At 48.9% G+C, this 20,299-nt stretch carries 15 protein-coding genes; 6 read left to right on the top strand and 9 right to left on the bottom strand.

The features are described 5' to 3' along the window. Positions 1–166: 166 nt before the first annotated feature. Positions 167–733: a YceI family protein gene (locus J7I43_RS22260; RefSeq protein WP_209148080.1), complete on the bottom strand. Its 567-nt coding sequence runs from the start codon at positions 731–733 to the stop codon at positions 167–169. 112 nt (positions 734–845) lie between these two features. Here J7I43_RS22260 and J7I43_RS22255 point away from each other — a divergent pair, with 112 nt between their 5' ends. After that, positions 846–1,250, top strand: coding sequence for a winged helix-turn-helix transcriptional regulator (locus J7I43_RS22255; RefSeq protein ID WP_209148079.1), 405 nt, complete (start codon positions 846–848; stop codon positions 1,248–1,250). A 1-nt stretch (position 1,251) separates the two neighbouring features. Here J7I43_RS22255 and J7I43_RS22250 read toward each other — a convergent pair whose 3' ends face one another. Both J7I43_RS22250 and J7I43_RS22245 read right to left on the bottom strand, forming a co-directional pair. Beyond that, positions 1,252–1,833 carry an LOG family protein gene (locus J7I43_RS22250; protein ID WP_209148078.1) on the bottom strand — a complete coding sequence of 194 codons (582 nt, stop codon included), beginning with the start codon at positions 1,831–1,833 and terminating at the stop codon, positions 1,252–1,254. Positions 1,834–1,902: 69 nt separating this feature from the next. Next, positions 1,903–2,493 carry a hypothetical protein gene (locus J7I43_RS22245; RefSeq protein ID WP_209148077.1) on the bottom strand — a complete coding sequence of 197 codons (591 nt, stop codon included), beginning with the start codon at positions 2,491–2,493 and terminating at the stop codon, positions 1,903–1,905. A 986-nt stretch (positions 2,494–3,479) separates the two neighbouring features. On the opposite strand from J7I43_RS22245, the gene J7I43_RS22240 reads away from it, so the two are divergent. The 3 genes from J7I43_RS22240 (at position 3,480) to J7I43_RS22230 (ending at position 5,531) form a co-directional block, all read left to right on the top strand. Continuing rightward, positions 3,480–4,439: a helix-turn-helix domain-containing protein gene (locus J7I43_RS22240; protein WP_209148076.1), complete on the top strand. Its 960-nt coding sequence runs from the start codon at positions 3,480–3,482 to the stop codon at positions 4,437–4,439. A 193-nt stretch (positions 4,440–4,632) separates the two neighbouring features. Then, positions 4,633–5,082: a MauE/DoxX family redox-associated membrane protein gene (locus J7I43_RS22235; protein ID WP_209148075.1), complete on the top strand. Its 450-nt coding sequence runs from the start codon at positions 4,633–4,635 to the stop codon at positions 5,080–5,082. 170 nt (positions 5,083–5,252) lie between these two features. Next, positions 5,253–5,531, top strand: coding sequence for a hypothetical protein (locus tag J7I43_RS22230; RefSeq protein ID WP_209148074.1), 279 nt, complete (start codon positions 5,253–5,255; stop codon positions 5,529–5,531). Between the two features lie 24 nt (positions 5,532–5,555). Here J7I43_RS22230 and J7I43_RS22225 read toward each other — a convergent pair whose 3' ends face one another. From J7I43_RS22225 to J7I43_RS22210, 4 genes are all read right to left on the bottom strand, one after another. Beyond that, positions 5,556–6,956: a RagB/SusD family nutrient uptake outer membrane protein gene (locus tag J7I43_RS22225; RefSeq protein ID WP_209148073.1), complete on the bottom strand. Its 1,401-nt coding sequence runs from the start codon at positions 6,954–6,956 to the stop codon at positions 5,556–5,558. Between the two features lie 2 nt (positions 6,957–6,958). Continuing rightward, positions 6,959–10,546 carry a SusC/RagA family TonB-linked outer membrane protein gene (locus J7I43_RS22220; RefSeq protein ID WP_209148072.1) on the bottom strand — a complete coding sequence of 1,196 codons (3,588 nt, stop codon included), beginning with the start codon at positions 10,544–10,546 and terminating at the stop codon, positions 6,959–6,961. Between the two features lie 187 nt (positions 10,547–10,733). Further along, a complete protein-coding gene (locus tag J7I43_RS22215) occupies positions 10,734–11,267 on the bottom strand; it encodes a sigma-70 family RNA polymerase sigma factor (RefSeq protein WP_209148071.1) in 534 nt (177 codons plus the stop codon). 508 nt (positions 11,268–11,775) lie between these two features. After that, positions 11,776–12,921, bottom strand: a complete 1,146-nt coding sequence (locus J7I43_RS22210; RefSeq protein ID WP_209148070.1) for a FecR family protein — start codon at positions 12,919–12,921, stop codon at positions 11,776–11,778. A gap of 414 nt (positions 12,922–13,335) precedes the next feature. Here J7I43_RS22210 and J7I43_RS22205 point away from each other — a divergent pair, with 414 nt between their 5' ends. Continuing rightward, positions 13,336–13,581, top strand: a complete 246-nt coding sequence (locus tag J7I43_RS22205) for a DUF7674 family protein (protein WP_449508512.1) — start codon at positions 13,336–13,338, stop codon at positions 13,579–13,581. A 293-nt stretch (positions 13,582–13,874) separates the two neighbouring features. Further along, positions 13,875–16,157 (top strand): GH92 family glycosyl hydrolase, encoded by a 2,283-nt coding sequence (locus J7I43_RS22200; protein WP_209148068.1) that lies wholly within the window; start codon positions 13,875–13,877, stop codon positions 16,155–16,157. A gap of 90 nt (positions 16,158–16,247) precedes the next feature. Here J7I43_RS22200 and J7I43_RS22195 read toward each other — a convergent pair whose 3' ends face one another. Further along, entirely contained in the window at positions 16,248–18,539 is a 2,292-nt protein-coding gene (locus tag J7I43_RS22195) for a GH92 family glycosyl hydrolase (protein ID WP_209148067.1), read from the bottom strand. Between the two features lie 105 nt (positions 18,540–18,644). After that, the gene (locus J7I43_RS22190) at positions 18,645–20,285 is read right to left on the bottom strand and encodes a RagB/SusD family nutrient uptake outer membrane protein (RefSeq protein WP_209148066.1); all 1,641 of its coding nucleotides are present in this window, start codon (positions 20,283–20,285) and stop codon (positions 18,645–18,647) included. Positions 20,286–20,299 lie beyond the last annotated feature (14 nt).

The following is a 20,299-nucleotide window of genomic DNA, read 5'->3' as shown; positions in this document are numbered from 1 at the left end:
CTTTTTTAAGGTTGGTTTTGACTTGTACACGACTATTCTGATGCAAATATAGGAAGAACTTTCTATTATCCTACTAATTCTATAGACTTTATCTAAATAAGTGCGGTAAAATAAGAAGCCCGCCATGGTGGCGGGCTTCAAAAATTATATCGATATAAAAACAGCCTTATTGGCCAAATTCACCGTCTGCAGTGATGGCAACTTCCTCGCTCAGCATGGGAGGAGCGAATTTACCGCCGATGCCGAAGTCGGAACGTTTGATGGTGCCGGTGGCGCGGAAACCTGCAACAGGTTTTTTGTTCATCGGGTTTTCGATGGTGCCGCGGTACCACAGTTCGAGGGTTACCGGTTTGGTAACGCCGTGCAGGGTGAGGTCGCCGGTGAGCTTGTATTTGCCTTCCCCGGTCTTTGTAAGCGAAGTGCTTTTGAAAGAAAGCGTGGTGTTGGTGGCCGCGTCGAAAAAGTCGGGGCTTTTCAGGTGGTTGTCGCGCATTTCAACGCCGGTGCTGATGGAACCGGTCTGGGCGGTGAGCGTAAAAACAGCGTCGCTGAAATCGGCTTTGGAAGCGGTGATCGTAGCGGCGAAGTCTTTAAACTCCCCTGAAATGGTGGAAATGCCCATGTGCGTGATATCGAATTTCAGCTGGGAATGCGCTTTGTCCGACTTCCAGGTTTGAGCGAAAGTGCTCAGCGAAGCCGCCAGGAGCAATACGAAGCAAGTGATCTTTTTCATGATTTGTGTTTGGTTTTAAAAAGGAATGCAAACTTATGTACATTTGCTTACGCCTGGTTAGTAGTTACCTAAAGGTAAGCACTAACTTACAGGTTAGCTAACAACAATATATATGTTAAAGTTACAAACAATTTCTGCAGAATGGGAAACCTGCACCGCTTTAAGCGCCGTGCAGGACGCGTTGTACGTGCTTAACGGCAAATGGAAGCTGCCGATCATCGTGGCGCTCAGCCAGGGCAATAAACGGTTCAACGAGCTGCAGAAAACGGTGAAAGGCATTGCGGCCAAAGTGCTTAGTCATGAGCTGAAAGAACTGGAACTGAACGGGTTCGTGCTGCGCAAGGTCTACACTTCCACCCCGGTTACCATAGAATACGAACTGACGGACTACAGCAATACGCTGGGCAGCGTGATCAATTCCCTGGCGGAATGGGGCACGATGCACCGCGAGAAGATCCGCAGCCAGCTACGCCAGAATGCGGGGCAGCATGCACCCGCGCCGGCCGTGGCGGAATAGGTCATACTTCGTCTTCCGTGATCCATTTGCCCACCAGCGGCGGAATATAAGCCTCCATCTGCTCCAGCACCCCGTTAATTTCAGTGCCGGCCAGCAGCATACGCTGGTTTTCCGCTTTCAGCAATCCTTCGCCGGTCATGCCCTGCAACAGTTTGATCAGCTCGTCGTAATACCCGTTCACATTCAGCACGGCGATCGGTTTGCGGTGAAGGCCGAGCTGCGCCCAGGTAACCATCTCGAACAGTTCCTCCAGCGTGCCATACCCTCCCGGCAGCGCGATCACGCCGTCGCAGAGGTCGTTCATTTTTGTTTTGCGTTCGTGCATCGTTTCCACCAGTATCAGTTTGCTGAGGCCGAGATGGGCGATCTCTTTGGAGCGCAGGAAACCGGGCAGCACGCCGATCACTTCCCCGCCCGCTTCCAGCGCGCCATCCGCCACCGCTCCCATCAATCCTATTCTGGCGCCGCCGTACACCAGCCTGATGCCTTTCTGCGCCAGCGTTTTCCCTACCAGGTAAGCCTGTTCCATATACACCGGGCTATTCCCCGGGCTCGACGCGCAAAAAACCGTTATGCTTTTCATACAATAAATATAAAGAAAAAGGCCGCTCCGACAGGGGACGCGGCCTTCAGACAAATATTTCCGGATGTATCATTTCGTTTCTTTCAGGATCAATGCGCCCAGTTCCTTGCCCGCTTTGGCGTAGGCCTCGCCTATTCTCGCACCGGATGGGATGTCGCCGATCGCGCCGTTGCCGGGAGCATCGTCTATGCGGAACTTCACGAGCGCTTTGGTGGGCGCGGAGGCTTCCACGATCCATACTTCCGCGTCGAGCCGGGGCGTTCTTTTGGTAACGGTGCCGCCCGGTTCGATCAGTTTTGATTTAAACACCAGCTGGTAATGCGCGCCAGGGTATGCACCGGCCGCTTTTTCGGACTGTTTGGTGAATTCAGCGAGGAATTTCGGCTCGTAATAATCGTGGCGGTCTTTGTACCAGCTTTCTTCCCAGGCGTTTGCGGAACCCAGGGACCTTTTTTCCGCGTCTGCACGTTTCTTTTTCACATAATTGGCTTCGCGGCCCATATCGCCCACGTTCAGCCGGCTGTAGTCGAACACGCAGTTAAACGTATCTATGTCTTTGATGGCCGCGATCTTTCCGCCAAACACCGTCACTTTCTGCGCCTTTGCGGCCGTGCAGGAAAACGCCGCGAGCAATGCCAGGCAAATGGTCCTGATCTTCATAGTTCAAGGGTTTTATAAGACAATAAATGTAATACATTCTGTATTCCGGGGCGGCAAAAATTAAAAGGGGCGTATCCTGAACGGATACACCCCGATTGGCTGCTTTCTGCGATGTAAAAAGGTTGATTTTCGTTTACGCGTTACTGGTAGTGCGTTCAAACAATAAAGAGTAGCAGCTTGTACAAATAAAAAACTTCCTGCCTGCCGGGCAAGATACTGCCCCATGCCGCCGGCCTTATTGCCCTCCGTGGAAAAGTGATGTAAACGTGACAGACAAAAACACATTCTTTTCCTCTTCTCCCCCGCCTTTGAATATTCCGCGCAAAGACCGCCGTAAATCGCCCGGTCTTTTTGACGAATCATGTTAAAACATCCCGGTCATGGCTGTAAAACCAACCTCCTGTATGACAATATTATGACATATCTTTTCTTTCCCTGCCGGGGTAACGCGCACGGCTATACCGGGCATCCCCATCCTGTTCCCGGAAGGCGGCGGGATGTGGAAAAAATTCCGGGCCTGGCGGCGGTTGAAACACCTATGAATTTGCATTTGCGGAGAAAATGAAATAGCTTGTCCGCTGAAAATATCCCGGGTACTTTTTCCGGTATCCGGGGTAAAAGGGGCATGTATAGTCCAGGTACACCGTACGTATTCCGTACAGCTGTTTTTAATTCCATGGGGATGGACCGGGTTGACGGAAGCCATCAGTTTGTGGAAGCCGTTGGGTTAAAGACCGGCAGGGTATTTGGGTGATCTTCTCTGTCAAGCATCGAAGGAGGCGGCGTTTCAGCGGTTGTTGAAACGCCAGCACTACCGGAGAGCGGTATACAGGTCATGTTCTTTTCAAACAGCTACCAAACAATTCCCTCTGCGGTATTGTTTCAGTAGAATATAAAAACCGGTGTTTTTACATCGCTTCACCATTGCCTGCCCATCTTTTTTTTCCGACTAGCTAAGACGGATTCTTTCATTTAATCCTGCTTCCATGCCTTTGAATCAAACCGAAGGGATACTTCTGGGCCCGGCGTTCCAGTTCAGTAGATCACTTCCAGCCAGCCAGCCACCAGGCCTTGTACAGGACGCGTGTGTTTTGCATTGCCGGCATGCTGCGGGGCAGATATTTGCCCAGTACTTTTCCGACCAGTACACGCGTTGCTGGTTGTATGATTTTGATACGGACAAGCCTTTCGTTATCCCGGTCCATCTGCAGCAGGCCACGGTGGTGATGATCTATAACCTGGAAGGCGATGCGGTGTTGCAAACCGGGAAACACAGCCCGTTGCAGTTGCTTGGAAATCAATACGCGCTGTTGAGCCTTCAGCCCGATCAGCATAGCTTCCGCCTTGAGGCCGGCCGCAACCGTTTATTGCTGATGCAGTTGGGCCCCAGCATTTTCAGCCAGCTCGACGAAAACTGCATCAGCAATCCTTACGAAGCGCCGCGCCCCGCGACGATAAAAAAAGACAATCTCGGGCAGCTGGCCGAGCTGGAGCAAACGCAGCTTTGCGGCGAGATCTGGCAACTGAAACGCCAGGTATTGCTACTGAACCTGTTGTTTAAAACGCTCGACGATATGGGAGCGGCTTACCGCAAAGAGGAAACAAGCATTTATCACCGCGATTACCCGACGTATAAAAAGGTAAAGGACTATATCACGCAAAACATCGATAAAAAATTGTCTATACAGATACTGGCCAGCCGTTTCGGGATACAGCCCACGCAGTTGCGGCGCGGTTATAAAAAGATCTTTCATCATCACCTGGCCGATCACATCCGCGAACTGCGGTTGGAAAGGGCGAGGAAACTGCTGGCGAAAACGGAACTGCCGGTGCATGAGATAGCCTGGGAAGTAGGCTACGAAAGCGCCGCAGGGTTTTCAAGAGTATTTTCGAATCATTATAAATTGTCTCCGAGCGACTTCCGACGGGAAGAGGTAAGTGTGTAGTGAATTTATTGCAAAGGAAACGGTCAAATCGGCAACTGGAAAAACTTATTGATTTATTAGATTTACGCAAAGAGGTCGAGAGGATTTTTATCATTTGCATGTTCCTGAGAAAACACATTATCTACACGCTCCTTTCATTCATTCGTATACATCGCTCCAATTTTTATTTGTCCAACTTTAAATATCGTATTCTATGCTCCGCAAATGGACTTCGGAGATTATCGTCCTCCTTTTATTTTCTCTTTTCGTGTATGCGGCTACCATTAAACTGATGGATTACAAGATGTTCCTTGTCCAGATGAACGACCAGCCTTTTGATGATCGTTTTTCGATTTACCTGGTATGGGGCCTTCCGGCGCTTCAGTTTATTATCGCCGCGATGCTGATCTTTAAAAGGACGATGCTGATTGGCCTGTACAGCTCGCTGGTATTGATGCTGGTGTTCACGGGTTATATCGCGCTGATCAAGCTGAACTTTTTCGATCATGTGCCATGTTCCTGCGGCGGCGTAATCGCAAACTTTAGCTGGATGCAGCATTTATATTTCAATTTGTTTTTTGTGGCGATCAGTGTAGTGGGGATAGTGCTGCACAGGCAACGGAGACATATAACTTCTTCATACGAACGAATTCAACTGTCATAATCTACACACAGATTGGAAGCCGGAACACAGAACGGCTTCCTTTTACGTTTTCCATTATCGACATATGAGCTTATCTTTGCTCCTTTTTTGAAAGGATAGATCCAGAACAATACTCTCCTTAAAAATTCAACAATTCATCACGCTCTAATTTTTAATTAAATCGATTAATCATGAAAAAGATTAAACTGGCTGTACTGGCCGTATGTTTGCTCACCGGTGTTGTAGGGGCTTATGGGACTTCGAAACGGGCAACTAATCTTTATTGGATAGTACCAGGTGTACCCAAAGGCTCTTTAACTGCTACAATAAGCGCAACTCCTCCTACCCTCAATTGCTCCGGCGGGTCAAACTATCCATATTTGTGCAGGATATCAAGTGGAGAAACATATTTCCCAGAAGATGAAGTGTGGATTACAGAGGTCACAATTATCAGCACATATAACCAATAAACAATTCGTCTTTCATAACAGCTACTATCGCTCATTTTGAACTATGCCAGTCCTATCAATCTCGTCCTGAGGAATAGGATAAACGTATTTGCGGTCGTTGGGTGGCAATGTGATCGTTTGTCCAGCAATAATTCGAGTTATATAAGTGGCAAATCTAGGATCGATATTAAGTCGTCTTAGATCTTGCCATCTTATTTGACCCGTAAAAGAAAGTTCCTTTTTCCGCTCCAGCAAAATTTTACTCAAAAGAGTATCTTTGTTGTCTGCCTGATAGTTTACAAATCGGCCTCGCTCATACCTATTCACTAAGAGAAGATTTAAATCATTAAGAGAAGCCTGAATATTATTCAACCTCGCATTACATTCAGCTCTCGTAATATATACTTCATTTATAGCTAGACCACAAAAATTAAACCCTGTGCCGGTATAGGTGCCTCTATATTTAACCTGAGTTGACGATGTTTGTGATTCAAAAAAATATTTTCGTCTCAAATCATATTCATCGTAAGATTCATATAACATAGTATCAACATAACCATAGTTGAAATTATAATCCGGCACGACAGCTGTATATCCTATGCCCTCACTATGAAATAATACCTCTTTATTTCCCGCCTTGAAATTTGGAAACCTATACTCCAGCGTTAAAGAAGGCACCTCGTTGAAATTCAATAGCTCTACATTATTCCTGAGAACCGAATCACATGCTTCTCTTGCCTTTACATAATTACCCATATTTAGGTAAACCCTTGCTAGTAAGGCGTAAGCCGCCAATTTTGAAGGTCGTGTTTTATATTTGGCGACTATCGGCAACGCTAAAGCAGCTTCTTCTAAATCGTTAACTATCAGATTAAATGTGGATTCTATACTTGATCTTTGCTCTATTTCGTAAATATTAGAGGTCAATTTTAAACATAGCCCTAGATCACTATTTGCTGTTTGATTCACATATTGCTTACAAAAAATACTAGCAAGCTCAAAATATATAAATGATCTAAAAAACAAGGCTTGCCCTCTTATATCGTTAAATTCTGATTGCTCATTAATTCCAACTTGTATTTTCCTCAGCCCATCCAATACAATATTTGCATATGCGATCTTAGTGTAGCTATCGTTATAATCAGCCGATATTCGTCCTTCAAACACATCCGAGTTCCAAACATACGCATTCCGATCCGTTGGAAGCGAAAGATTAAAATACTGATCACTAAGAAAATAATGATCAGCACCTAATTGACCGATAGTTGGATAATTAAAATTCAAGATCGTACTATTGTCAAGCACAGCTTGAAAATCCTTTAAAACTTTTAATGTTTTATCATTAGGATCTTTTTGAATGTCCAACCATTCATTCTGCTTCTTACAGCCGATAATAGCCAGACAACAAATAACTCCCGTGAAGAAGAATAGTTTTAGCTTACTCACTGTCACAATTTTACTATTAATCCAAAATTAACCGAAAAAGGAATGGGAATACTAAGAGAACTCCTTTGATTAGACAAATCCGGATCCAGCTTGTGTTTATTCGCCCGCCAAATGATACCCACATTATTAAGGCTTGTATAAAATTCAGCAAAATCTACTGGAAAATTACGTTTCGTTGATTTGGAAATGCTATATGCAACCCGAATATCCTGCAGCCTTATATGATCTCCCCGCTCCACCAATACCTCCGATAACTGATAAAATGTATTTCTTAGATCATCGTAAGGATATACCATAGATGGAATGGAAGTATGCACTTCATCACCAGGCTGCTTCCAGCGATCTGCATAGTCTTCGTGCATACCTTGATTTAGTATTCCCGCATAATTAAGGTTTGTCGAAGTTCTTCTAAAATAATAGCCTAGCTTAAAAATCAGGTTCCACGAAAGAGAAATTCCTTTGAATGATAGATCATTTCTAAAGGAACCGAACACTGTAGGCATTCCAGAACCGTGAAATACAAGGCTATCAGGATTAGTATTTGCCAATATTGCGCTATAATCACTACTTTTTTCACCATTCACAAACCCCATAGGATTCCCATTTTCCGGATTCAAGCCTGCCCATCGGTAACTTAATATTCCTTTTAAAGGCTTCCCTTTCACGTTTAGCAAGACTTGATATGGGTCCTTTAACATTAATGAAGTACTTGTATTCGAAGGTAGTTCAATACTAGTGACTTTATCCCTTAACGTGCTATATAACAACGTAGAATTCCAAGTAAAAGGCTTTTCGATTATTCGAGCGGAAACAATTACATCAAATCCCTTTGTAAGAGTACCAGCAGAATTAATATTCGCAAAGCCAAAGCCTAGTTGAGGCGCCAATGGCACACTCTGTATAAGGTCAACTCCCTTTTTTACAAAATATTCGACAGTACCATTTATTCTACTTTTATAAGAAACATCCAACCCAAGGTTTAATATCCGCACGCGTTCCCATTGAAGCCGTTCATTCGCTGGATCGTTAATTGCATATGCATCAGCTCCGGTAAGTGGATCAGCAAATTGCCTTCCGATCAAATAAGCAGTTCCATTATAAATATTACCATTTTCTCCAAAAGAAGCTCTTAGCCTGAGGTTATTAATCCAATTCGCTTTAAAAAAATCCTCTTCATGAATGTCCCAGCCAAGACCCGCTGACCAAAAGGGTGATATCTTATCATTCACCCTAACTCCGAATAAATTCGTCCCATCACGCCTTGCACTGAGGTTCAAATCATATTTTCCTTTAAAACTATATTCAATATTCGTATAGTATGAAATAACCCTGTTCAAAATGCCTGGGTTGCTTCCGCTAAGTCCTACCAGGGACTCAATTGTTGATAATCCTGAAGGATTTAAAGAATATGGCGTATTTGCATTTATTCCAGAAGCCGGCGGGCCATTCTCATTAGTATATCCTACCGATTTTCTGACCGCCCCCTGGGCTTTTAGTTCTCGCGCCTCAGCTCCTAATATCGCTCCCAAACGATGATCTCCATAAGTATGTAAAAAGTTTATATCCCCTCTAAGGCTGTTCGTTCTCCAGTCATAGTCGCCAACTTCCATTACTCCTCCTCGAGGCAGATTGTAGATAAATTCCTGCGTTGTTCGGTTATAGCTCGAAAGTTTATTAATAAGATTTCTTGTATAATACGTCGATTCACTCCAATATCGCTTTGAATAAATGATCTGCTTTTCATTTTGATAGTGCATCTGAGCAAAAAATGATTTAGAAAAGTCGTATTTAGCAGACACTTTTAAAACTAAATTCTGAACAGCAACATTCTCAATTTTATTTCCGACTTCATCAAGAGGCCTATATCTCCAATCCAGAAATCCAAGATTTTCTACACTGTCCAAGTAAGAAACCCTGTAATCCTTCACTAATGGAAGTGCTTTCCCGTTACCATCCGTCAGCCTGGAATACGGAAACACGCCGCTATATCTTGGCGTTCCAACAATCAACTCCCCATACCTCACATCATTCCCCATAGCCGTATTACTCTGGCTAAAATTCAAATACGTCCGCACCTCCATCTTCTTAACCGGTTTGAACGAATTGGTGGATATCAACGTCGTGCGGTTGCGGCCGTTATTTACAAGGTTGTCTTTATTGCGGTCGTGCCCCAACGAAAGATAGTATGCAAAATCTTTGTTCCCGCCTCTTACGCCGATGGAATATTGCTGGTTCACCATCCGCTGGTAGGAGTATTTATAGATCTGGTCGCGCAGGTCGTTACCTCTCAGTTCGTCTAATGCGGCTTCGGCCTGGGCCGTATCTATGTCGCCTGCTCTCAGTTTTGCGAGTATTTCCACAGCGGGCGATACGGCAGGCCGGCTGCTCCGGTTCGTCAAATCGGAGTTGAAATATCCTTTGTTAAACAGGAATTGTTCCACCTCGATATAATCCGAGGCATTCATGTAATTCGGATCATAGTAGAGGTTGGGCTTCGAACCAATGGTGAAGTTCATGTTGTAATCGATCTTCATTTTCTGGTTGTACTTCCCTCTTTTGCTTGTCAGCACGATCACGCCGTTACCGCTTCGCGCACCCCATATGCTGGCCGCGGCGGCATCTTTCAAAACGGTGATCGATTCAATATCGTTGGGATTTATATTCCTGATATCTCCTTCATAGGGGAAATTGTCCAGGATCAGCAAGGGATTCGAGTTAACCTGGTTCGGCGATAAAGTACTGATGCCCCTGAGTGCCATGCCCATATAATTGATCGTCGGCATTTTTTGAATGAAGTACATATTCATCGTCTGCGCCCGCAACGTCAACAACCCACTCGTCACCCCTTCCAACCTATCAAGAATATTCGAGCTCGGGTTCCTGTTCAGCAACGCGCTGTCTATCAGCACAAAGGAACCGGTGGTGCGGGATTTCGGCAGCATCTGGTAGCCCGTGGCCACGGAAGTTACTTCCACGGCCGCGATCTGCGACACGTTCGGCTCCATCTGGAAGTTGATCTTCGTCTCGTTGTCCAGCCGGTACTGCCGGCTGAGGTAACCGATTGAAAGCACCACCAGCGTGGAGCGCGGCGGGATATTGTCGAGCACGTAACGGCCGTTTTCGCCGGTGGTAGCGCCTCTTGTGGTGCCTTTTACGATCACGGTGCTGCCGGGCAGCGGATTGCCGAGGGTGTCTGTCACGAACCCCGAAACGGAAATGGTCTCTTCTTCTTTTTTGGGAACGGCGCCGGTGCCAGGGCCTTTTTTGATCACGATCTGGCCTTTGAGATAGATCCAGTCGAGGCCATAGTCTTTGGTGATCTTTTCAACGATCTCTTCGGGCGTGGCTTTTTTAAAATTGACGGTGACTTTAATGTCCGGGTCGAGCACAGATACTTCAAAATTGATATTTACGCCGGTTTGTTTGCGTACTTCGTCAAAAAGATCCTCGATGCGGTAGGTTCCGGAGATGTTGCAGGTGCCGTCGCCTTTTACCTGTGCCTGCACGGCGGCACTGATGCATATCAGCATGATACCCATCACCAGTTTCCCCAGGAAAGCAGCGAATTTACACATCGTATTTAAAGGCACAAATAATTGGTTGATCCGTTACGCCCCCCTCGGGCAGCCGTTCTCCGGGACATAAGTACCGGCTCATGTTATTCTCTGATCTAAACGTATACATTAAGGGATTAAACTACATAAAATAAAACAAAATCCTGCTGGGAGGATTCTGATCTTTTTGGCTTAAGCTACATTATTTTCAATTAGATGATGATCACTTCAGATGTTTGAGCATTCCACGGAGGTTTTTCAGGGCTATTTTGACATGGCTGCGAACGGTTTCCATCTTCAGGCCCATTTCGGCCCCTACTTCGCGGTAGGTTTTCTGGTGAAAATGCGCTTTGATAAAAGCCAGCCTGCGTTGCTCGGGCAATTCCTGCACCGCTTCGTTGATCCGGGCGCGTACCTCCCAGGCTTCACCCTGGTCACTCATGTCGTACTGCGGCGCAGTTTCAAGATAGTGGGCTTTTTTCTTCTCAATAGTCTGCAATTTACGCTGGAGGCTCAGGCAATTATTCCTTACCGCACAAAAAATATACGATTTGTGCTTCTCCGGCGGCACATTCATAAGGTGATCCTTTTCCCATAAGACAATAAACGTATCCTGAACAACATCTTCCGCTTCGTAAATGTCGTGCAGGATTAACTGGGCTTCAACGATCAACGCACGGCGATACTGGTCGAACAGCTGATGCAGCGTTTCCAGGCTCCGTCCGTTACCGTTTGGTGTTGTACTATCTTCATGCATAGCGCATTATATCTTGGGTAAAACGCGAAATTTTAAAATTGGACATTGACAAAACTCCTTACCCTAAGGGAAAGGAGCGTTGTTTGGAACTGGTAATTTAAACGTAAAAATAAGACAAAGAATGCGTTCACTGAAGATAGTGAAAATTGTACAGTAAGAAAAAAGTGAAGATGTTAATCTTCGGTTAATAGCCAGGGGGCTGGTAAAAAATTCCCGGGCCTGCGGCTTTTAACGGTTAACTTGGGAAAAAGGGTTTACATTTTACTACTCAACGGATTCGATCTGTGTTCTTTACGATTTCAATATGATAACCAATCCGGGACAATAATTCACTGGATTCCTCCAGGAGGTCCATCAGTTCCTCCCGCAGGTTCGACCCATTTTCACCCGCCCTGAAAGCAAAATCCTCCCAGCTCAGGTTATCCGACAGAAAAATATATTGCAGCCGGTTGGTGAGATTAGTGTTGTCCATAGAACAAAATGATTGTTACAAGGAATGAATATATTTTTAGAATATGTGTAAAATATGACCCTCTACCCTGTATTGGAAATCTTTTGATACCTTCAGTATCTCTATAAAATCCTGCACAGGTTTGTTTTTGTCGAGCTGAACGTGAAAACGCAAACTGTTCAGCTCCGGCCGTTCCACCCGCAATTCCAGGTCGTACCAGCGGTCGAGCGCCGTAGCGATCGTGCCGAAGTCCGCCCCTTTGAAATAGATCTTCCCTTCCATCCAGGCCAGCTTCTCGGAAGCGTCGAACGCCTGCACCCGCGGGCTGCGCCCTTCGTCCCAAACCGCTTCCTGGCCCGGGCGCAGCACTAGGTCCTGCCCGCCGTTGGTGGTTTTTACCGCGCCTTCTACCAGCGAAGTGATCATATGCCCGCGCTCATATGTGTTCACGTTGAACGTGGTGCCGAGCACCTGCACCTTGCCTTCCGGCGTATGCACTATAAACGGCTTTTCCGCATCGGCGGCCACGTTGAAATAAGCCTCGCCTTCTACTTCCACTTCGCGCGTACTGCCCGTAAAGGAGAACGGGAAACGGATGGAAGACAATGAGTTAAGCCATACTTCCGTGCCGTCGCTGAGCCGTACCCGGTAATCGAGCTTCGAAGGCACTTCCAGCGTGTTCATTTGCCCGCTGCTATGGTATTTATCTTCGAACTGAAGGGTCTTTTTCTCGTAATTCAGTTCTACATCGCCCATCCGGCGGCTGCCATTGTCTGCCAGGCTGATCGTTTTGCCCCCTGCAAGCCGGAGCCGCACGTCCTGCGGACGGTCTTTGATGCCGCGCCCCGCCGAATAGTTAATGGATTGTTGCTGAACGGCGTCGAACCGGAGGTACCCGGCCAGCCCTATCAGCATGGCAACACCCGCGGCCGCCGCCCACCATACCATGGTCCTGGTTTTGCGCCGCGAATACTGGCTGTTCATCGCCAGTTCCGCCAGCTCGTCCCAGCGCCTGCTCGTAGGCCGCTCCTTCAGGAGGTTCAGCATCTCAGGGCTCTGGTACAATTCTTCCAGCTCCTTGCACATTTTGCGCACGGCCGGTTCCGCCATAGCGGCTTCCAGCTCGGCTTCCTCCTTTTCAGAGAGCCCTCCCGCCAACTTTTGCAGGTATAACTGCCTGATATTTTCGAGATCTGCTTCCATAAACTTACAAGGGTGTTATATTAAAGATGGATTTTCAAACCCGGTAGGGTGTATCTGAAAATAAATATTTCCCGTTAAATCTGAATAATTTCAGTTTCCGCAGGCGCATTTCCAAAACTGCACGGTGCCGCTCCTGCCCGCCCTTTGCCTGTTTTCAGCCTTAAGCCCGCCTGTTAAGGGTTTTATGGTTTTAACAAGACTTTCCCCACATGAAATGCCCTTTGGCATGTCCCTTTTAAAACGCAAACATATGAAACGCCCGCCTTACTTCACAAACCTCGTTATCGGCATGGTAACCGTTACACTGACCGCGCTCATCCTTGCCTGGATTTTTTAAAAATATATTAAAAAAGATGATAAACCAATACGAAGTGCCTGCTTTGATCGAAGACGCGCTCCCGGAACTAAAAAAACCTGCACCAGTTCCCCGCGATATTCCATATTTACGAAACGGTGCAGTGCCTGGACACTTACCTTATCCGCCAGCTGCGCAACAAAAATTACGCGCTGCTCGAAAAATGCCTCCAGGTAACGGGGCGCCTGTACGAAAGAGGCAACCCATTGGTGAGGAACGCGGTCACCCGCATTATCGTGCCCGATCTTTCCAGGGAGCGCCCGGTGGCTGCCATCGTCAGCAAGATCCTCCAGGGAAAGCAGTGATCTTCCTCCGCTTCTCCCGGCATACAATAAACGATTTTTTTACGGAAGGTCCATTGCAGATCACCATCATTTTTTGCTTTTTTGGCAGCACAACGCATCGGCGATTTTTGCAACTATCGGCATGCGCATTTACTCATAACGCAAAAACAAGGGGCCGGTTCAATCTCCCTCATGAATCCTGTCCAAAACCCTTCCGGCCTCTTGTTATTTTTTTATTTACGCACCGCTCAAATCCGCTACCTTCCTAAGCTAAAACGATTTATCTTTGAAAAGATCAAAACCTATTCCCACGCATGAGAAAAATCTCCTTCACCCTGTTATTGTGGTGCCCCGCCCTGCTGTATGCGCAACAACCCGTGCAGTACGTCAGGCCCATTATCGGCACCGAAAAAATGGGGCACACCTATCCCGGCGCCACCGTGCCTTTCGGCATGGTGCAGCTTAGCCCGGACACCGATACCATTCCTTATGAACTGGACGGCAAATACAATCCTGACGTATACAAATATTGCGCGGGATACCAGTATACAGACAATACCATCACCGGTTTCAGCCACACGCATTTCAGCGGCACCGGCCATTCCGACCTCGGCGATTTTCTCATCATGCCTACCACCGGGCCGCTGCAGCTCAATCCCGGTACGGCAGACCATCCCGAAAACGGCTACCGCTCCCGCTTTTCGCATGCCAACGAAACCGCCGAAGCAGGGTATTACAAAGTAAAGCTGGACGATCACAACATTACCGCGGAGCTTACCGCTACCAACCGCGTGGGTTTTCACCAGTACACTTTTCCCGCCGCGGGCGATGCGCACATCATTCTCGACCTGGTAGCCGGCATTTACAATTACGGCAATAAAAACGTGTGGACCTTCGTGCGCGTCGAAAACGATACGCTCGTTACCGGTTACCGCCAAACCAACGGTTGGGCGCGCACCCGCACGCTTTATTTCGCCATGACCTTTTCGAAGCCTATCAAAAAATACGGTCACCGCAATTACGCCAACGACGTGTACAAAGGTTTCTGGCGCAAGTTCAACCAGTCCGAGAACTTCCCCGAAATGGCCGGCCGGCAGATCAGGGCGTGGTTTGATTTTGATACAAAAGCGGGCGAACAGGTGAAGGTGAAGTTCGCGCTGTCGCCCGTGAGCACCGAAGGCGCGCAGAACAACCTTGCCGCTGAAATTCCCGGCTGGGATTTCGACGCCGTGAAACGACAGAGCCAGGACGCGTGGAACAAAGAATTGTCGAAGGTGGCGGTACAAACCATCCGGCCAGACGATCTGATCAATTTTTACACCGCGTTGTATCACACCTATCTCAGCCCCACCACTTACATGGACGCAGACGGCGCTTACCGCGGCCTCGACCAGCTGAACCGCCGCGCCGAAGGGTTTACCAATTACAGCACTTTTTCACTGTGGGACACCTACCGCGCCCTGCACCCGCTGTTCAACATCCTGCAGCCGCAGCGCAATGCAGACATGGTACGGTCCATGCTCGAACATTACAACCAGAGCGTGCATAAAATGCTGCCCGTGTGGAGCCACCAGGGCAACGAGAACTGGTGCATGATCGGTTATCACAGCGTGTCCGTGATCGCAGACGCCATCATGAAAGGCAACGTCAAAGGGTACGACGCCATGCAGGCGCTGGAAGCCTGCGCCAACACCGCGCGCTACAAACCGTACGACGGCCTGGAATGGTACATGCAGCTGGGTTATGTACCGGAAGACAAAAACGGTTCTTCCGTTTCAAAAACTCTGGAGTACGCGTACGACGACTGGTGCATCGCGCAGGTGGCGAAAAAGCTCGGCCGCGAAGACCTTTACAACGAGTTCATCAAACGTTCGCTCAATTACCGCAACGTGTTCGACCCAACAACCGGTTTCATGCGCCCGCGCCTCAGCGACGGGCAGTTCCGCAAAGAATTCGACGTGCTCAGCACGCACGGCCAGGGTTACATCGAAGGGAACGCGTGGAACTACAGCCTCTACGTGCCGCAATACCCCGCGGACATGATCGCCATGATGGGCGGGAAAAAACAGTTCACCGGCCATCTCGATTCCCTCTTCACCATGCACCTGCCCGATGCGTTTTTCGCAGAAACGGAAGACATCACCCGCGAAGGCATCATCGGCAACTACGTACACGGCAACGAGCCCGCGCATCATGCCGCATACCTTTACAACTGGACGGACGCGCCGTGGAAAACGCAGGAACGCATCCGCATGATCCTTCCGAAAATGTACAAACCCACGGCAGACGGGCTCGGCGGCAATGACGACTGCGGGCAGATGAGCGCCTGGTATCTTTTCAGCACGCTCGGCTTCTACCCTGTTTGCCCCGGCTCCACCGAATATGCGCTCGGCAGCCCGGCTGTACGGTCGGCCAGCATCCGGCTGGAGAACGGGAAAACCTTTTCCCTGGAAACCATTGACCAAAGCGAGCAGAACGTGTATGTAAAAAAAGTGGTGCTGAACGGGAAAACATTGAACAGGCCCTTCATTCAGCACGAAGACATCATGAACGGCGGCAAGATCACCTTCTACATGAGCCGCAAACCAGCGAAGTGATATAAAACAAAAACATCCCGAAGAGTCGGGATGTAATGTCTACAGTGAACAATGAAATAGCAATTAGAGCTACTATTCCAGGATCTTTGATTATTTTTTAGATGTTGAATACGAATACGGAAAAGCATCTTCCCTTGTACCCCTCGTTTTCTCCGGCGTTGCTCCCATCACAACTTTCATCACTCCCCCGTTCTGGATCTCAGCATGACCGATCCAATTTTTCGTATGCGCCTTCCCGTTAAGTGTGACGCTTTGGGTGTACACATTGGTTTTGCTGTTGCCCGGCGCTTCTATCACAAAACGTTTCCCGTTTTCGAGCGTCACCGTTGTTTTCGGGAACAGCGGGGCGCCCAGCACGTACTGGTCGGTACCGGGGCATACGGGATAAAATCCCATCGCTGAAAATACGTACCACGCGGAGGTCTGTCCATTATCTTCGTCGCCGCAATAACCGTCGGCGCCGGAATGGTAAAGCCTGTCCATTACCTGGCGCACCCAGTACTGGGCTTTCCAGGGCTGGCCGGCATAGTTGTAAAGATAGATCATGTGCTGGATAGGCTGGTTGCCGTGCGCGTACTGGCCCATGTTGGCGATCTGCATTTCACGGATCTCGTGGATCACGCCGCCATAGTAGCTTTCGTCGTACACAGGCGCCATGTTGAACACGGAATCCAGCATTTTGGCGAACTGTTCGCGGCCGCCCATCAGGCCGGCGAGGCCCTGTATGTCGTGGAAAACAGACCAGGTGTAGTGCCAGCTGTTGCCTTCGGTAAAGGCGTCGCCCCATTTGAAGGGGTTGAACGGCGCCATGAATTTGCCGTCCTGTTTTTTGCCGCGCATCAGTTTTGTTTCCGGGTCGAAAATGTTGCGGTAGTTCTGGCTGCGTTTGGCGAAGCGGTCTATCTCGGCCTGCGGGCGTTTCAGCGCGATGGCCAGTTTATAGATCGTAAAATCGTCGTAAGCATATTCCAGCGTGCGCGCGGCGTTTTCGTTCACCTTCACGTCGTAGGGCACATAACCCAGCTCGTTGTAGTACTTCACGCCTTTGCGGCCCACGGAGCTGAGCGGGCCTTCGTTCTCGCTGTTTTTCAAAATGCCTTCGTACAGCGCTTCGATATCGTACCCGCGAATGCCTTTGAGATAAGAATCCGCTATCAGCGAAGCGGAGTTGGAGCCGATCATACAATCGCGGTGGCCGGGACTGGCCCATTCGGGCAGCCAGCCGCTTTCTTTGTAAGTATTCGCGAGCCCTTCCATGATGTGGCTGTTCAGCTCGGGGTACATGAGGGTGAAGAAGGGGAACACGGCGCGGAAAGTATCCCAGAAACCGTTGTCCGTAAACATGTAGCCGGGCAGCACCTGGCCGTTGTAGGGACTGTAATGCACGATCCTGTTGCCGGCGTCGTATTCGTAAAACTTGCGGGGGAACAGCAGCACGCGGTAAAGGCAGGAGTAGAAGGTGCGCACCTGGTCTGAGGTGCCGCCTTCCACCAGGATCCTTCCCAGCTCTTTGTTCCAGCTTTGTTTGGCTTTTTGTTTGGTAGCGTCGAAACTGTCGCCGCCCACTTCGCGCTGCAGGTTGAGCGCGGCCTGTTCGGGGCTGATGAAAGAAGAAGCCACTTTCAGGTTCACCTTTTCGCCTTTGAACGTTTTAAACCCGACTATGGCGCCTACGTGGTCCGCTTTGTATTCGAGCGTGTCTTTCGCGAGCTGGTTGCCGCTCCAGGCGTGCGCCAGGGTGAACGGTTTGTCGAACTGGATGATGAAATAATTTTTAAAGTTCTCGGGAACGCCGCCGCTGTTGCGGGTGGTGTAGCCGATGATCTTATTTTCTTTCGGGATGATCCTGATATAGGAGCCTTTATCGAAAGCATCTACCACTACAAAAGCGCTGTCTGTAGCCGGAAAGGTAAAACGGAACTGGGCCGCCCTTTCGGTGGGGGTGATCTCGGTGGTCACGTCCGCATCGGCGAGGTATACACTGTAATAATAAGGCTTGGCGGTTTCGGCTTTGTGGGAAAACCAGCTGGCGCGGGCATCCTGTGTGAATTTCAGCTTGCCGGTAACGGGCATGATGGCGAACTGGCCATAGTCGTTGATCCAGGGCGAAGGCTGATGCGTTTGTTTGAAACCGCGGATCTTATCCGCGCTGTATTGATATGCCCAGCCGTTACCGATGGTATTGGTTTGCGGCATCCAGAAGTTCATAGCCCAGGGCACTGCTACGGCGGGATAGGTGTTACCGTTAGACAGGCTTACTTTGGAATCGGTGCCCATAAGGGGGTTCACCCATTCCACGGGATCGGATACTTTGGAAACTGTTTGCGCATTGGACTGTAAGCCGGCATAAAGGGCAAGTATGCACCATCCTATTCTTTTCATGTTGCAAAATCGATTTTGTTAAAAAAGAGGGGCCGGCCCAGGAATGGGCCAGCCGTTAGATGCTACTCTTTATTGTTTGTATGATAAGCACTTGTTCATATAGGGTTATTGGTCGTAACCCTCGTTCTGTTTCAGATTCTTGTTCAGCACCATTTGCTGGTAAGGAATCGGGAACACGTTGTATTTGGTTCCGGAGGGGGTATGGTCCCACCAGGTTGCGGACGTAAATTTACCAAACCTAATTAAATCTGTACGTCTTTTCCCCTCAAAAATAAATTCGCGGCCCCGTTCTGCCAAAAATTCGTCCAAAGTTAATTCAGGAATTGTGTAAACCGCTGTAACCCAATCAGTTGCAGAAAACGCTCTTTTTCTTACCGCGTTCACCAGGTCTACCGCTTCCTGGGTAGCCGTTCCCCCGTTCTTCCGCATCAGGGCTTCCGCCTTGTTATAGTAGATCTCCGCCAGCCGGTACAGCACAAAGTCGTTATTCCAGTACTGCTCGGTGTTTGTTTGCGGACCGGGCAGGTATTTGGCGAATCGCGCCCCGCTGTTCTCTTCACCGTCCATCATGGTACCCGGGCCGGTTTGGCCCTGGGAATTTTTACGGATCTCTTTCACGAAGATAAGAGGTTTCCCGTTATATTCTTCAGTACCCAGCACTAAAGAATCCGCAACGCTGGTTCTTACCGCCGGATCTTTTTTCAGTTCGCCCAGCAGCATCCAGTTCGTGCGCCGCAGATCTTTCTGTTCAAAGCCGTCGTAAGCAGTCGGTATTACCACGATGCCGTTGTTGCCCCTGAAGCCGGAATTATAAGCCTGTCCCTGTACATAATGCCAGAGATCGCCTTCCCAGCCGAAGCGGAATTTGCCCACCGTATAGTCGTATGTGATCTGGAACAGGTTTTCGGGGCTCAGGTTGTTGTTGGTGGCGAATGGTTTCATGATGTCCGTTTCCAGCCTCGGAGCGGCGCCGTTCAGGCTGCCGCAGGAGCCGTCGAGGATCTTGTTGCAGGCTGCCACGCATTCGTCCCATTTGGGCGTGCCGGTCCATACCTGCGCGTTGAGATAAAGTTCCGCCAGCATCGCATAACCGCCGGCACGGGTTACACGGCCTACCAGGCTGGGCTCCAGCTTGGGCAGCAGGTCCACGTTCTCCTTCAGCTCCTTTTCGATGAATGCCCACACTTCTGCGCGGGGTGCGTTCGGGGGGCTCGTAGGGATGCCTACTTCGGTAACGATGGGAATGTTGCCGTAAAGGTCCATCAGCTTCAGGTAGTGCCATGCGCGCAGCACTTTGGTTTCAGCGATGATGGCGGTTTTCTCCTCGTTGGTCATGCCGATGGTCGTAAAATCAATGGCTGAAAGGTCTTTAATGGTATTGTTGCAGAACCCGAGGCCCCAGTACATGAGCCTCCAGGGGTTCCAGGTGTTGTTGTCGTTGGCGATCCAGGTATGGCGGTGCAGGCGTATCCAGTCGCCGTTATCGAAACCGTGGCGGCCTTTCGTGGGCCATGCCAGCTGGTCCGCGCTCAGCTCGCTTACGCGCCAGTAGCCTACCTGCCCCGTGGGCGCGGCCCATGCGTTGGCGTGGGTGAAAGGCCTGAGCACGGCGGCCATTACTTCCGTGCGGTTATTGTAAAAGTTTTCCGCCGGTATTTCGCTGTACACTTTTTCTTCCAGGTTGGTGCAGGAGGCCGCTCCCGTGAGCAAACCCGCCAAACCCCATATGATATGTTTCTTTTGCATGATCTTCATTTTTA

This window comes from Chitinophaga chungangae (assembly GCF_017742215.1).
Classification (GTDB): Bacteria; Bacteroidota; Bacteroidia; order Chitinophagales; family Chitinophagaceae; genus Chitinophaga; species Chitinophaga chungangae.
Note: the sequence above shows the minus strand (reverse complement) of the source record. Positions and strands in the feature narration are given on the sequence as shown.

Excerpts from the sequence above, each read along its gene's own strand:
- J7I43_RS22215 (WP_209148071.1), bottom strand. The coding sequence starts at position 11,267 with ATGCATGAAGATAGTACAACACCAAACGGTAACGGACGGAGCCTGGAA.
- J7I43_RS22240 (WP_209148076.1), top strand. The coding sequence starts at position 3,480 with ATGCCTTTGAATCAAACCGAAGGGATACTTCTGGGCCCGGCGTTCCAG.
- J7I43_RS22230 (WP_209148074.1), top strand. The coding sequence starts at position 5,253 with ATGAAAAAGATTAAACTGGCTGTACTGGCCGTATGTTTGCTCACCGGT.
- J7I43_RS22210 (WP_209148070.1), bottom strand. The coding sequence starts at position 12,921 with ATGGAAGCAGATCTCGAAAATATCAGGCAGTTATACCTGCAAAAGTTG.
- J7I43_RS22235 (WP_209148075.1), top strand. The coding sequence starts at position 4,633 with ATGCTCCGCAAATGGACTTCGGAGATTATCGTCCTCCTTTTATTTTCT.
- J7I43_RS22245 (WP_209148077.1), bottom strand. The coding sequence starts at position 2,493 with ATGAAGATCAGGACCATTTGCCTGGCATTGCTCGCGGCGTTTTCCTGC.
- J7I43_RS22190 (WP_209148066.1), bottom strand. The coding sequence starts at position 20,285 with ATGCAAAAGAAACATATCATATGGGGTTTGGCGGGTTTGCTCACGGGA.
- J7I43_RS22250 (WP_209148078.1), bottom strand. The coding sequence starts at position 1,833 with ATGAAAAGCATAACGGTTTTTTGCGCGTCGAGCCCGGGGAATAGCCCG.
- J7I43_RS22195 (WP_209148067.1), bottom strand. The coding sequence starts at position 18,539 with ATGAAAAGAATAGGATGGTGCATACTTGCCCTTTATGCCGGCTTACAG.
- J7I43_RS22200 (WP_209148068.1), top strand. The coding sequence starts at position 13,875 with ATGAGAAAAATCTCCTTCACCCTGTTATTGTGGTGCCCCGCCCTGCTG.
- J7I43_RS22255 (WP_209148079.1), top strand. The coding sequence starts at position 846 with ATGTTAAAGTTACAAACAATTTCTGCAGAATGGGAAACCTGCACCGCT.
- J7I43_RS22260 (WP_209148080.1), bottom strand. The coding sequence starts at position 733 with ATGAAAAAGATCACTTGCTTCGTATTGCTCCTGGCGGCTTCGCTGAGC.